Source organism: Methylobacterium sp. 13MFTsu3.1M2 (assembly GCF_900112625.1).
In the GTDB taxonomy this organism is placed as follows: Bacteria; Pseudomonadota; Alphaproteobacteria; order Rhizobiales; family Beijerinckiaceae; genus Methylobacterium.
Genome location: NZ_FOMM01000007.1, coordinates 214,108 through 226,931 on the forward strand (window position 1 = coordinate 214,108; position 12,824 = coordinate 226,931).

The 12,824-nt window shown below is 70.1% G+C and carries 11 protein-coding genes; 1 reads left to right on the top strand and 10 read right to left on the bottom strand.

The window, feature by feature from the left end; all coding sequences use genetic code 11:
- Nucleotide 1: 1 nt before the first annotated feature.
- A complete protein-coding gene (tam, locus tag BM314_RS08130; RefSeq protein WP_091977788.1) occupies nucleotides 2–784 on the top strand; it encodes a trans-aconitate 2-methyltransferase in 783 nt (260 codons plus the stop codon).
- Between the two features lie 21 nt (nucleotides 785–805).
- Here the strand turns inward: tam and BM314_RS08135 are convergent, their stop codons facing one another.
- From BM314_RS08135 to BM314_RS08180, 10 genes are all read right to left on the bottom strand, one after another.
- Nucleotides 806–2,881, bottom strand: a complete 2,076-nt coding sequence (locus BM314_RS08135) for a methyl-accepting chemotaxis protein (RefSeq protein WP_091977789.1) — start codon at nucleotides 2,879–2,881, stop codon at nucleotides 806–808.
- A 223-nt stretch (nucleotides 2,882–3,104) separates the two neighbouring features.
- Nucleotides 3,105–3,758 carry a pyridoxamine 5'-phosphate oxidase family protein gene (locus BM314_RS08140; protein ID WP_091977790.1) on the bottom strand — a complete coding sequence of 218 codons (654 nt, stop codon included), beginning with the start codon at nucleotides 3,756–3,758 and terminating at the stop codon, nucleotides 3,105–3,107.
- A gap of 166 nt (nucleotides 3,759–3,924) precedes the next feature.
- Nucleotides 3,925–4,944, bottom strand: a complete 1,020-nt coding sequence (ilvC, locus tag BM314_RS08145; protein ID WP_012322218.1) for a ketol-acid reductoisomerase — start codon at nucleotides 4,942–4,944, stop codon at nucleotides 3,925–3,927.
- 12 nt (nucleotides 4,945–4,956) lie between these two features.
- Entirely contained in the window at nucleotides 4,957–5,613 is a 657-nt protein-coding gene (locus tag BM314_RS08150) for a TetR/AcrR family transcriptional regulator C-terminal domain-containing protein (RefSeq protein ID WP_091977791.1), read from the bottom strand.
- An 82-nt stretch (nucleotides 5,614–5,695) separates the two neighbouring features.
- On the bottom strand, nucleotides 5,696–6,340 hold the full coding sequence (locus tag BM314_RS08155) for a glutathione S-transferase family protein (RefSeq protein WP_091977792.1): 645 nt from the start codon (nucleotides 6,338–6,340) through the stop codon (nucleotides 5,696–5,698).
- Between the two features lie 124 nt (nucleotides 6,341–6,464).
- A complete protein-coding gene (gene ilvN, locus BM314_RS08160; protein ID WP_020090724.1) occupies nucleotides 6,465–7,007 on the bottom strand; it encodes an acetolactate synthase small subunit in 543 nt (180 codons plus the stop codon).
- A gap of 82 nt (nucleotides 7,008–7,089) precedes the next feature.
- Nucleotides 7,090–8,865, bottom strand: a complete 1,776-nt coding sequence (locus tag BM314_RS08165) for an acetolactate synthase 3 large subunit (RefSeq protein ID WP_091977793.1) — start codon at nucleotides 8,863–8,865, stop codon at nucleotides 7,090–7,092.
- A gap of 435 nt (nucleotides 8,866–9,300) precedes the next feature.
- A complete protein-coding gene (locus BM314_RS08170; RefSeq protein WP_091977794.1) occupies nucleotides 9,301–10,746 on the bottom strand; it encodes an amidase in 1,446 nt (481 codons plus the stop codon).
- A 203-nt stretch (nucleotides 10,747–10,949) separates the two neighbouring features.
- On the bottom strand, nucleotides 10,950–12,029 hold the full coding sequence (gene pyrC / locus BM314_RS08175) for a dihydroorotase (protein WP_091977795.1): 1,080 nt from the start codon (nucleotides 12,027–12,029) through the stop codon (nucleotides 10,950–10,952).
- 11 nt (nucleotides 12,030–12,040) lie between these two features.
- Nucleotides 12,041–12,742: an orotate phosphoribosyltransferase gene (locus tag BM314_RS08180; protein WP_091977796.1), complete on the bottom strand. Its 702-nt coding sequence runs from the start codon at nucleotides 12,740–12,742 to the stop codon at nucleotides 12,041–12,043.
- Nucleotides 12,743–12,824: the final 82 nt, after the last annotated feature.

Sequence of the window (12,824 nt, forward strand, 5' to 3'; positions counted from 1 at the left end):
GATGGCCGACTGGAACCCCGCCCTCTACACCCGCTTCGAGGACGAGCGGACCCGCCCCGCCGCCGAGCTCCTCGCCCGCGTCCCCCTTGACGCACCGCGGCTTGCCGTCGATCTCGGCTGCGGGCCGGGCAATTCCACCGCGCTGATCGCGGCGCGCTTCCCCGACGCGGAGGTGATCGGCCTCGACACCTCCCCGGCGATGCTGGAGAGCGCCCGCGCCCGCCTGCCGGGCCTGTCCTTCGCGCTGGCCGACGCCGCCACCTGGGTACCCGAGCGGGCCCCGGACCTGATCTACGCCAACGCCGTGCTGCAATGGCTGCCGGACCACGCGACCCTGCTGCCGCGGCTGTTCGGTCTCCTCGCCCCGGGCGGCATGCTCGCCGTGCAGATGCCCGACAACCTCGCGGAGCACACCCATCGCCTGATGCGCGCGGTCGCGGCGGACGGCCCCTGGGCGGCCGCGATCGGCGATCCCGCCGTGGCCGGCCGCCTCGGGCGGATGCTGGAACCCGCCGCCTACTACGACCTGCTGGCGCCGCGCGCCGCCGAGGTCGATGTCTGGCGCACCGCCTACCACCACCGCATGGCGGACGCGGCCGCCATCGTGGACTGGGTCAGCGCGACCGGGCTCCGGCCGTTCCTCGGCCCGCTGGATCCGGAGGAGCGGGCCGGCTTCCTGGCGGCCTACACCCGCGCGATCGACGCCGCCTACCCGCCGCGCAGCGACGGGCGGCGCCTGCTCGCCTTCCCGCGCGTGTTCATCGTCGCCCGCAAGGCGCCGTAGCGCGGGCCGGCACGGCGACCATCAGGCCGCGCGCACCGTTCCGAGGAAGCGGCCGACCTCCGCCCGGAGATGCGCGGATTGCCGCGACAGGTCCGCGGACGATTCCAGCACCTGACCGGCGGCAGAGCCGGTCATGTCGGCGGCTTCGGCCACGCGGGCGATGTTCGTCGTCACCTCGCCCGTGCCGGCGGCGGCCTGGGTCACATTGCGGACGATTTCCTGGGTTGCCGTGCCCTGCTGCTCGACCGCGGCCGCGATCGTCGTGGCCGCCCCGCTGATCTCGTCGACGCGCGTCGTGATGCTGCCGATCGCCGAGGCCGCCTGCTCGGTCGAGGCCTGGACGCGGGCGATCTGGCCCGCGATCTCCTCGGTGGCCCGTGCGGTCTGCTCGGCCAGCGCCTTCACCTCGGCGGCCACGACCGCGAAGCCCCGGCCGGCCTCGCCGGCGCGGGCCGCCTCGATGGTGGCGTTCAGGGCCAGCAGGTTGGTCTGGCCGGCGATGCCGCTGATCAGCGCCACAACATCACCGATCTTCATCACCGCAGCGCTCAGATCCTCCACCAGCCGCACCGTGCGCCCGGCCTCGTCGGCCGCGGCCCGCGCGAGTTGCGCGGATCCCTGGACCTGACGCCCGATCTCCTGCACCGAGCTGCCGAGCTCCTCGGCCGCCGAGGCCGCGGCCCGGACGTTGGCGGCGGCCTCCTCGGCCCCGGCCGCGACGGTGGTCGACTGGCCGGCGGTCTCCGACGCCGTGGCGGCCAGCGCCCCGGCCGTGGCCTGCAGCGCGGTGGCCGCGTCCGTGACCGTCGCGACGATGCCGCCGATGGCCTGCTCGAAGCTGTTCGCCAGGTCCGCGGTCACCCGCTTGCGGTCCCGGTCGGCCGCCGCCTGAGCCTCCGCCCGCGCCCGCGCGTCGGCCTCCGCCTGCGCCCGCAGGCCGTCGCGCAGCTTCAGCACGGCACGCCCGACCAGTCCGACCTCGTCGCGGCGCCGCGCCTCGCGCACATCCGCCCCGTAATCGCCCGCGGCCATGTCGCCGATGGTCCGGCCGAGGCCGCGGATCGGCGCCCCGACGAGACGGTGCAGCGCGCCGAAGACGGCCGCGCACCCGATCAGCACGCAGAGGACCGAGATGCCGATCAGCGTCGCGCGCGCCCGATCGGCGGCGGCCGTGAGCGTCGCCACCGGCACCGCGACGACGATCGCCCAGCGGTCGGGCGTCTCGCCCGCCTGGATATGCTGCGCCATGTAGCGCCACGGCGCCCCGTCCGGACCCGGCGCGTCGGTCACCACCACGGCTCCCGCCGCGATCGCCTGCCGGGCCGCGTCGGCCGCCGACGCGTCGAAGCCGTGCATCGGCTTCCCGGCCGCCGCGCCGGTCGGATGCGCGACGGTCGTTCCGTTCGCCGAGACCACGGCGAGGTAGCCGGTCCCGAACGGCCTCACCGCTCCGAGGGCGGCATTCAGGGACCCGAGATCGATGTCGACGCCGGCGGTGCCGCGATACGTGCCGTCCACGCTGATCGGCGCACCGAAGGACATCATGACGACGTCCTTTCCGGCCACCGGGTAGATGTAGGGTTCGATGGCGACCAAGCGGTTCAGCCGCTTCGGCCGGAGGTAATAGGCGCCATCCGGCTCGGCCTCGTAGCCCGTGAGGACCTCGCGCTTGATCGTGCCGCTCCCGCGGTTCCAGTAAGGCATGAAGCGGCCGCTCGCATCCGAGGAGGCCGTGCCGGCGAACGCGCGGTCGCGCCCGTCCAGGGCGTCCGGCTCCCAGCCCGTCCAGGTCGCGATCAGCTCGGGGTTGGCGCGCAGAAGCTCGCGCAGCAGCGCGTCGTAGATGTCCCGGTCCTGGATGCGGCCGGCGCGCAGGGCCGACGCGGAGGCCGCGATGCTCTCGGCAGTCTTGGCCGCTACCGCGAGGCGGAAGCGGACCTCGCGCGCCTCGTTCGACAGCGTCTCCGACTGTATCTCTGCGGCCTGCTCATCGAAGGAAGCGTCGATTCGGCGGGCGAGAAAAGTCGTCCCACCCGCGAACACCGCAGCGATCAGGATGCTGCAGATCAATGCGACGCGCAGCGGGAGCGAAACCATGGTCTTAACGGTCCGAGCAAAGATGCGATCGGCAAAATCTGCACGAAATTTATGGCTCGGCCCTCACATCGTCAAGAATTTTTTAGACCATCAAACTATAGAACACAAAAATTTTGCTTTATTAATATTTGGTGCGGCAGATTTATACTCGGAAAAATCTAATTTGACGTAATTTGAGTTCCGCACCGGCCGCCCGGGACTGCGGGGCGGCCGGAATGGACGATCAGGCCTCGCCGCGGGCCATCAGCGCCTCGTACTCCGCGACTTCCAGCCGGCCCTCCTGGGCGACGCGGGCCTTGTCGGCATCGCTGATCACGTCGCCCGCGAGGTCGAGGCGCTTCCAGGCGGCGAGCGGGGTCTTGCGGCCGGGACGCGGCACGTACTTGTTCTGCTCGAGCTTCTGGTACTTGTGGATGTAGCGCGGGCAGTTGATCCAGATCTTCGTCACCGCGATCTTCACCAGGTACTTGGCCTCGGTGTACGCGGCCAAGAGGGCGTCGTCGCGCAGCAGCGTCGCGTGGCCCTGGACGCGGATCCGGTGGGGCGTCTCGAAGTCGATGAACAGCAGGCCGACCTTGGCCTGCCCCTCGATGTTGCCCATCGAGTAGAACATGCCGTTGCCGTCGAAGCCCGGGAAGACGAGCGTCTTGTCGTCGAGCACCTTCACGAAGCCCGTGGGACCGCCCTTGTAGGAGACCGTCGGCATCCCGTCCGGGTCGACGGTCGAGAGGAAGAACATGTCGCGGGAGCCGATGAAGGCGGCCTCGTCCGGCTGGACGGTCTCGTGGACCCAGTCCTCGTCGAGACGCACGGCGAGCTTGGTGGTGCCGAACTCCTCCTGCAGCGCCCGGTGCGCGTCGGAATAGAGCGATGCCATGCGTGTCCTCTCCGCTTGCCGGTCCTCGTACGCGCGGGACCGCTGGCGGGCTTATGGCCGGGACACCCTGTGTCGGGCAACCCGGAACGCCAAGGGCCGGCCACGCCTCCGCGTGACCGGCCCCGCGCGTGCGCGGCCGGGCCGGGCCCGACCGCGCGGATGCGGATCAGTTGCGGGTCTTGTCGACCAGCGCCTTCTCGGAGATCCACGGCATCATGCCGCGGAGCTTGGCGCCGACCTCCTCGATCGGGTGGGCGGCGAGCTTGGCGCGGGTCGCCTTGAACGAGGTCTGGTTGACCTTGTTCTCCAGCATCCAGTTGCGGGTGAAGGTGCCCGACTGGATGTCGTTGAGCACGCGCTTCATCTCGGCCTTGGTCTCGGGCGTCACGATGCGCGGGCCGGTGACGTACTCGCCGTACTCGGCCGTGTTGGAGATCGAGTAGTTCATGTTGGCGATGCCGCCCTCGTAGATGAGGTCGACGATCAGCTTCACCTCGTGGAGGCACTCGAAATAGGCCATCTCGGGGGCGTAGCCCGCCTCGACCAGCGTCTCGAAGCCGGCCTTGATCAGCTCGACGAGGCCGCCGCAGAGCACGGCCTGCTCGCCGAACAGGTCGGTCTCGCACTCCTCCTTGAAGGTCGTCTCGATGATGCCGGCGCGGCCGCCGCCGTTCGCCGAGGCGTACGACAGGCCGAGGTCGTGGGCGTTGCCGGACGCGTCCTGCGCGATGGCGATCAGGGTCGGCACGCCGCCGCCGCGGAGGTACTCGGAGCGCACGGTGTGGCCGGGGCCCTTCGGGGCGACCATCAGGACGTCGAGGTCCTTGCGCGGCTCGATCAGGTTGAAGTGGACGTTGAGGCCGTGGGCGAACAGGAGCGCGGCGCCCTGCTTCATGTTGCCCTCGAGGGACTCGCGGTAGATGTCGCCCTGCAGCTCGTCGGGGGTCAGCATCATCACCACGTCGGCCCACTTGGCGGCCTCGGCGACCGACAGGACCTTGAAGCCCTCGTGCTCGGCCTTCTTGGCGGTGGCGGAGCCCTCGCGCAGCGCGATGACGATGTCCTTCACGCCGGAATCGCGCAGGTTGAGCGCGTGGGCGTGGCCCTGGCTGCCGTAGCCGACGATGGCGACCTTCTTGCCCTTGATCAGGTTCAGGTCGGCGTCGCGATCGTAATACACCCGCATGTCTGTCTCCTCTTAGACTTGGTGTTTCGGGTCGGGTTTGGCCCGGCCGTACAGGGCCAGGAACTGCTCGACGGCGCGGCCCGCGTCGCGCCGGATCTCGGCCCCGTCGAGGTCGAGGGTCTCGCCGAGCAGAAGGCGGATCTGGATATCCCGGCCGACGAGGCCGAAGAAGGTGCGGAAGGCGGCCTCGCTGTCGGCGAAGCTCAGCAGGCCGGCGGCGCGGCCGGCCTCCAGCACGGGCTTCACCCGCTCGCCGATCGCGAAGCGCCCGTTCGCCAGGACGATGCCGCCGAGATTGCTCTTGCGCGAGCCCGCATGCGCGATGGCGATGCGGTTCAGCGCCACCGAGGTCGGGCCGGTGATGACCTCCAGCCACGTCACGGCGAAGTCCTGCAGGCGCTCCCGCAGGGTCGCGCCGTCGAGCACCTGAGCGCTGTCGTTCCCGGCATGGACCCGGGAGGCCTGCCAGCGCACCGTCGCGGTCAGCAAGCCGTCCCGGTCGCCGAACCACTTGTAGAGCGTCTCCTTCGAGCAGCTCGCCCGGCGCGCGACGGCGTCCATGGTGAGCTGCTCGCCGTCCTCGACCATGAGGCCGAGCACGGCGTTCAGCACCGCTTGCTGGCGTGCCGACGGCTCTTCCCGCTCTGCTGTCGCGCTGGCCTGCATCATCTCGAATGGCGTACCGTACCGTACGGTACGCGCTTTAGGCCGATTCGTAGGGCGCGGCAAGGGGGTGCCGTGCCCGCACCTGCTAGCGGGGGAGCGGCAGCCCTTCGCGGGCGAAGACGGCCTGGACAGCCGGGCGCTCGGCGACCCGGCGCGCATGGGCGGTCCAGGCCGGGAAGCGCCCGGCCATGTCGAACCGGAGCACCGGGCCGTTGGCCCAGAACCAGAAGACCGTCAGGTAGGCGTCGACGACGCTGAACCGGTCGCCCACCGCCCATCCGCCGTGCGACAGGCGCACCTCGGTCATGGTGGCGAGGTCCGCGTAGGTGTTGGCCGCCTTCGCCTTGATGCCCTCGAAGGCGCTCTCGTCCTCGGTGTAGCGCTCGGGCCGGCGGACATGGGCGTAGGTCACGTGGTGGTTGCAGGCGAGCCAGCCGAGCCACTCGTCGGCGGCGGCCTGCTCGCGGAGATCCGTGGGCCAGAGCCCCTTCTCCGGCACCTGACGGGCGACGTGGCGCATGATGGCCGCGCACTCGGTGAGCACCCAGCCGTCCTCGGTCAGCGCCGGGACACGGCCGCGATCGTTGATCGCGAGGTATTCCGGCCGGCGCTGGTCGCCCGCGGCGAGATCGAGCTTGAGGCCCTCGTAGGGCAGCCCGGATTCCTCCAGGATGATGTGGGCGGCGAGCGAGCAGGCGCCGGGGGCGTAGTAGAGGGTGCGGGCGGTCATGGGGGGTCCTTGATCGACGAACACGGGCGCGGCGTTTTCAGCGACAACGGCCAGCCGGCTGTCGCCTTCAGAGCCGGTAACGTCTTCCGGCTCCCCGAGCACCGACTGGCCGCGCGCCAGAAGCTCAGAGCGGCTCCGCCCCGCGCCCCATGGCGGAGATGCCCGTCCGGCAGATCTCCACCAGCCCGATCACGCTCATCAGGCGCACGAACCGGTCGACATCCTCGGTAGCGCCGGTCAGCTCGAACACGAAGGAGTTGAGCGTGGCGTCCAGCGTCTTGGCGCCGAAGGCGGCGGCCAGCCGCAGGGCCTCGCTGCGGTGCTCGCCCTCGCCCTTCACCTTCACGAGGCAGATCTCGCGCTCGATGGCGTTGCCCTGGAGCGTGAGGTCCACGACCCGATGCACCGGCACCAGCCGGTCAAGCTGCGCCTTGATCTGCTCGATCACGGCGTTCGTCCCGGTGGTCACGATGGTGATGCGCGAGATGTGGCGCGCCTCCTCGGTCTCGGAGACGGTCAGGCTCTCGATGTTGTAGCCGCGGCCGGAGAACAGGCCCGAGATGCGGGCGAGCACGCCGGGCTCGTTGTCGACGATCACCGCCAGCGTGTGCCGGTTCACCGGCTCGACGCGGACGGCATCGGGGTAGTGGGTGTTCATCGCGTTCATCGCCGGCCTCGTCCTCGTCGTTCGACCCATCGCCGCCGCAGCGGCGGATCGCGGCCCGGCGGTGACGCCGGGCCGCCCGCCCTCACACCAGCATCTTGCCTTCCTCGGAGATCACGTCGCCGAGCTCGACGCCGGTCTCGCCGAGGTAATCGGACAGGAGCATCTCGTTGTGCGCCTTGCCCGACGGGATCATCGGGAAGCAGTTCTCGGTCTTGTCGACGATGCAGTCGAAGATCACCGGGCCGTCATGGGCGAGCATCTCCGCGATGGCGCCGTCGAGGTCGCCCGGCTTCTCGCAGCGCATACCCTTGGCCCCGTATGCCTCCGCGAGCTTCACGAAGTCCGGCAGGCTCTCCGAGTAGCTCTGCGAGTAGCGCGAGCCGTGCAGCAGCTCCTGCCACTGGCGGACCATGCCCATGTACTCGTTGTTCAGGATGAACACCTTGATCGGCAGGCGGTACTGCACCGCCGTCGACATCTCCTGCATGTTCATCAGGATCGAGGCCTCGCCCGCGATGTCGATCACGAGCCCGTTCGGGTGCGCGAGCTGGGTGCCGATCGCCGCCGGCAGGCCGTAGCCCATCGTGCCGAGGCCGCCCGACGTCATCCAGCGGTTCGGCTCGTCGTACTTGAAGTACTGGGCGGCCCACATCTGGTGCTGACCGACCTCGGTGGTGATGTAGGTCTCGCGGTCCTTGCAGGCCTCGTAGAGGCGCTGCACGGCGTATTGCGGCTTGATGATCGTGCCCGACGGCCAGTAGGCGAGGCAGTCCCGCGCCTTCCAGGCGCTGATCTTCTGGAACCACGGATCGAGGTTCAACTTGTCGGGCCGCGACGGCAGGGCGCGCCACGCCTCCAGCATGTCGCCGAGCACCGAGGCGCAGTCGCCGACGATCCCGACATCGACCTTCACGACCTTGTTGATCGAGGAGGCGTCGACGTCGATGTGGATCTTCTTGGAGAAGGGCGAGAACGCGTCGAGCCGGCCGGTGATCCGGTCGTCGAACCGCGCGCCGACGCAGATCATCACGTCGCACTCGTGCATCGCGAGATTGGCCTCGTAGGTCCCGTGCATGCCGAGCATGCCCAGGAACTTCTCGTCCGTGCCCGGATAGGCGCCGAGCCCCATCAGGGTCGAGGTGATCGGGAAGCCGGTCTCGCGGACGAGCTCGCGCAGCAGCCGCGAGGCCTCCGGGCCCGAGTTGATCACGCCGCCGCCGGTGTAGAAGACCGGCCGCCGTGCGGTCGCCATCAGCTCGACGGCCGCGCGGATCCGGTCGGCGTCGCCCTTCACGGCCGGGCGGTACGTCTTGTGGCTCGCGATCTCCGGACGCTCGTAGAGGCCGGAGGCGAACTGGATGTCCTTGGGCAGGTCGACGACGACCGGGCCCGGCCGGCCGTTCGCCGCGACGTAGAACGCCTCGTGCAGGATGCGCGGCAGGTCGTCGATCGATTTGACCAGGTAATTGTGCTTCGTGCAGTGGCGCGTGATGCCGACCGTGTCGCATTCCTGGAACGCGTCGGTGCCGATCAGGTGCGTCGGAACCTGGCCGGTGATGCAGACCAGCGGGATCGAATCCAGCATCGCGTCGGTGAGCCCGGTGACGATGTTGGTCGCGCCGGGGCCCGAGGTGACGAGGACGCAGCCGACCTTGCCGGAGGAGCGGGCATAGCCCTCCGCGGCGTGGACGGCGCCCTGCTCGTGGCGGACGAGGATGTGCTTCACGGCGTTCTGATGGAACAGCGCGTCGTAGATCGGAAGTACGGCGCCGCCCGGATACCCGAACAGCGTATCGACACCCTGATCCTGGAAGGCCCGGATGACCATCTCGGCCCCGGTCATGACCTCGCCGCCCATGCTCGTCTCCTCGCGCTCTCCGAGGCCACCGCGATCCCATGATCGCCGCCCTGCCCCGTCCTCTCTCCCGGCACCCCCGTCACGCGGGGCGGTCTCCGCCTCGCCCGAAGGTGCCTCTCGCCTCGGTCACCCGTCTGCGCCGATCCCATGCCGCCCTGAAGCGGGCAACAAAAAAGGGCCCCGAGGGACCCTGCATGCGCCACCGCTCGGATCGCGACCCTCGTTCAGGGCCGCCCCGTCGGTGACGCTACCGCTACAATAAGGACCGTCGTCATCGGAAACCCGAAACTGCCCCGCGGCGGCCCCATGATCCGGAACTGGCTCATAGTCGGCGCGCGAAGTGTCGGGCCTCTTAGCGGAGAGCGCGGAGCCGGTCAACGCGTCCGTGCGTGCAATCGCGCTGGTTCCGCGCCGGTTGAGTGCCGGAGCCGCGGCTCACTGCAGCGGCGGCGGGTAGCGGCGCACCCAGCCGCTCGCAGCGTCGTAGGCGGCGCCGAGCTGCAGGCAGGCGAGCTCGCCGTGGTTCGGACCGACGATCTGGATGCCAGTGGGCAGACCGGCCTCGCCGAAGCCCGCCGGCACGGCGAGCGACGGGAGGCCCGACATCGTCGCGGGGATCGTGATCTGCATCCAGCGGTGGTAGGTGTCCATCGCCCGTCCGCCCACCGTCTCGGGCCAGCGCAGGCCCTTGTCGAACGGGAAGACCTGGGCGCTGGGCATGACCACGTAGTCGTAGGTCTCCATGAAGCGGCGCAGGGTCTCGTACCAGCGGGTGCGCCCCTCCAGCGCCGCGATGATCCGGTCGGCGCCGAGCGCCAGCCCCCGCTCGACCTCCCAGGCCGCCTCCGGCTTCAGCAGGGCCCGGTGGCGGGGCTCGTCGTAGAACGGGCGGAGGTTCGCCGCGACGGTGAAGGCCCGCAGCACCAGCCAGTCCTGCCAGAGGGTCTCCATGTCGTAGCGCGGCATCGCCTCCTCGACGGTGCAGCCGATCTCCGCGAAGGTGGCGAGCGCCGAACGCCCGACGTCGAGCACGCCGGGATCGAACGGGATCTGGCCGCCGCAATCCCCGAGCCACGCGATCCGGGTCCCGCGGAAGTCGCGGGCGAGCGGGCTCGCGAAGGCGGACGGGTCCTGCCGAATGGCGTTCGGGCAGCGCGGGTCGTAGCCCGCCAGCACCGAGAGCATCAGGCCGATATCGCCGGGCGTGCGCCCGATCGCCCCGAGCACGCCGAGGTTCGGGCTGAACACGTCCTTGGCCTCGGCGGGGATCCGGCCCCAGCTCGGGCGCAGGCCGTAGCAGTTGTTGAAGGCCGGCGGGTTGCGCAGGGAGCCGGCATGGTCGCTGCCGTCGGCGACCGGCTGCATCCGCAAGGCGACTGCGACCGCGGCGCCGCCGCTCGAGCCGCCCCCGGTCTTGGCCGGATCGTAGGCGTTGCCGGTGGCGCCGTAGACCGGGTTGAAGCTGTGCGAGCCCAGGCCGAACTCGGGGATGTTGGTCTTGCCGATGAAGATCGCCCCGGCGGCGCGCAGGCGCGTCACCATGATCGAGTCGGTGTCGGCGACCCGGTCGGCGAAGATCGGGGAGCCCTGCGTGAACCGCAGGCCGCGGACCGGATCGAGATCCTTCACGGCCAGCGGGAAGCCGTGCAGCGGCCCGACGGCGTCCCCCCGCGCCAGCGCGGCGTCGGCGGCCTCGGCCTCCCGCAGGAGCGCGGCATCGTCGGCGAGGCCCACGAGGGCGTTCACCTGCGGGTTGATCCGATGGATCCGCTCCAGATAGGCGCGCATCACCTCCGCGCAGGAGACGACCCGACCGCGAATGGCGGCCGCGAGGTCCACCGCGCCCATGGCGGTGATGCCGTCCTGTCGCGCGTCCTGCATCTTGCCCTCCTCCGGATCGACGGAAGATCGGTAACCGGAGGTTGGATCCAGGCAAAGATGGCTTCAGCGGAAAGGATGGGTTGCCGAGGTCCGTCTTTGCGAGCGCAGCGAAGCAATCCAGTGTCGCCCGACGATCACCGATGTCGCGCTGCCCTGGGTCGCTTCGCTGCGCTCGCGATGACGGCTTGCAGCCACGGAGGCCGTCACGCCACCGACCAGGGCAGCGTCTCCTCGCCCCGGAACACCACCACCGCGGTGTCGTCGACCGCGACCGCCTCTGCGACCCGGCCCGGCCGCCGCTCCAGGGTCACGGTCCCGGCATTCGGCTCCAGCCCGTGGAAGCGGGCGCCGTTGAGCGACGCGAAGGCCTCGAACCGGTCGAGCGCGCCCTCCTCGTCGAAGACCTGCACGTAGGTCTGGAGCGCGGAAGGCCCGCAGAACACGCCGGCGCAGCCGCAGGACGCCTCCTTGGCGCCGCGGACATGCGGGGCCGTGTCGGTGCCGAGGTAGAAGCAGGCCTCGCCCGAGGTCGCGGCCTCGCGCAGGGCGAGCCGGTGCCGCTCGCGCTTGGCCACCGGCAGGCAGTACAGGTGCGGGCGCAGGCCCCCCTGGAAGATGTGCGTCCGGTTGATCACGAGGTGGTGCGGCGTGATCGTCGCCGCGCACCGGCCGCGATGCTCCCGGACCACGTCGAGGATCTCGGCCGTGGTGGCGTGCTCCACGGTGACCTTCAGCCCCTGGTGCCGGCCGAGCAGTGGGATCAGGCTGCCCTCCATGAAGGCGGCCTCCCGGTCGAAGATGTCGATCTCCGGGTCGGTCGCCTCGCCGTGGATCAGCAGCGGCATGCCGATCCGCTCCATCCGCTCCAGCACGGGCGCGACCCCGTTGAGGTCGGTGACGCCCGCGTGCGAGTTCGTGGTCGCACCCGCCGGATAGAGCTTGGCGGCGACCCAGACCTTCTCCCGGAAGCCCCGCTCGATCTCGTCCGGATCGGTGTCGTCCCGGAGGTAGCAGGTCATCAGGGGCGTGAAGTCCATGCCGTCCGGCAGGGCGGCGAGGATGCGCTCGCGATAGGCGCTGGCGGCCGCGACCGTTGTCACCGGCGGCACGAGGTTCGGCATGATGATGCCGCGGGCGAACTGCGCCGCGGTGTAGGGCAGCACCGCCTTCAGCATCGCGCCGTCGCGCAGGTGGATGTGCCAGTCGTCCGGCCGGCGGATCGTGATCCGGTCGACCGGCTTCGACTCATGGCGCTCGGCGGGAAACAGGTCGGCAATGCCCATCGCGATCCCCCTCAGGCCTGCCCGAACGAAGAAATGCCGCCGTGGGCCGCCGACCACTCCGCCGGCGCGTTGAGGAAGCGCTCGACCTCGGCCAGCGTCTTCGGGTCGAAGGTGCCCATCTCCTTGGCCACCGCCAGCACGTCCCACCACGTGGTGAGATAGTGGAGCTTGATGCCGATCTCCTCCATCAGCGCGGCGCTGTCGGGAAAGATGTCGTAGTAGAACAGCACGAAGCAGTGATCGACCTGGGCGCCCGAATCGCGGAGGGCCTTGCAGAAATTGACCTTGCTGCGCCCGTCGGTGGCGAGGTCCTCGACGAGCAGCGTCCGGGCGCCCTCGACGATCTCGCCCTCGATCTGGGCGTTGCGGCCGAACCCCTTGGGCTTCTTCCGGATGTACTGCATCGGCAGCATCATCCGGTCGGCGATCCAGGCCGCGAAGGGGATGCCGGCGGTCTCGCCGCCGGCGATGTGGGTCAGCTTCTCGTAGCCGATCTCGCGGACGATGGTGGCGGTGGCGAAATCCATCAGCGTCGAGCGCAGGCGCGGGAACGAGATGATCTTCCGGCTGTCGGTGTAGACCGGGCTCGCCCAGCCCGAGGTGAACTTGAACGGCTCGTCCTTGTAGAAGAGCACCGCCTCGATCTCGAGGAACATCTTGGCCGCCTCGCGGGCGATCACTTTCCGGTCGAGGGGCAGGAAGGGGCTGGTCATGCGGCGTGCGCGCTCCGCTTGGGGCGCTCTCCGGGGCCTTGAGAACCGGTCCGGCCAGAGAGATCGCGTGGGAATAGGGCCT

What these genes read in the sequence shown, in the direction of transcription:
- BM314_RS08180 (WP_091977796.1), bottom strand. Translation starts at nt 12,742, where the DNA reads ATGACCAGCCCCTTCCTGCCCCTCGACCGGAAAGTGATCGCCCGCGAG.
- BM314_RS08150 (WP_091977791.1), bottom strand. Translation starts at nt 5,613, where the DNA reads ATGATGCAGGCCAGCGCGACAGCAGAGCGGGAAGAGCCGTCGGCACGC.
- BM314_RS08155 (WP_091977792.1), bottom strand. Translation starts at nt 6,340, where the DNA reads ATGACCGCCCGCACCCTCTACTACGCCCCCGGCGCCTGCTCGCTCGCC.
- ilvN (WP_020090724.1), bottom strand. Translation starts at nt 7,007, where the DNA reads ATGAACGCGATGAACACCCACTACCCCGATGCCGTCCGCGTCGAGCCG.
- BM314_RS08165 (WP_091977793.1), bottom strand. Translation starts at nt 8,865, where the DNA reads ATGGGCGGCGAGGTCATGACCGGGGCCGAGATGGTCATCCGGGCCTTC.
- ilvC (WP_012322218.1), bottom strand. Translation starts at nt 4,944, where the DNA reads ATGCGGGTGTATTACGATCGCGACGCCGACCTGAACCTGATCAAGGGC.
- pyrC (WP_091977795.1), bottom strand. Translation starts at nt 12,029, where the DNA reads ATGGGCATTGCCGACCTGTTTCCCGCCGAGCGCCATGAGTCGAAGCCG.
- BM314_RS08140 (WP_091977790.1), bottom strand. Translation starts at nt 3,758, where the DNA reads ATGGCATCGCTCTATTCCGACGCGCACCGGGCGCTGCAGGAGGAGTTC.
- BM314_RS08135 (WP_091977789.1), bottom strand. Translation starts at nt 2,881, where the DNA reads ATGGTTTCGCTCCCGCTGCGCGTCGCATTGATCTGCAGCATCCTGATC.
- tam (WP_091977788.1), top strand. Translation starts at nt 2, where the DNA reads ATGGCCGACTGGAACCCCGCCCTCTACACCCGCTTCGAGGACGAGCGG.
- BM314_RS08170 (WP_091977794.1), bottom strand. Translation starts at nt 10,746, where the DNA reads ATGCAGGACGCGCGACAGGACGGCATCACCGCCATGGGCGCGGTGGAC.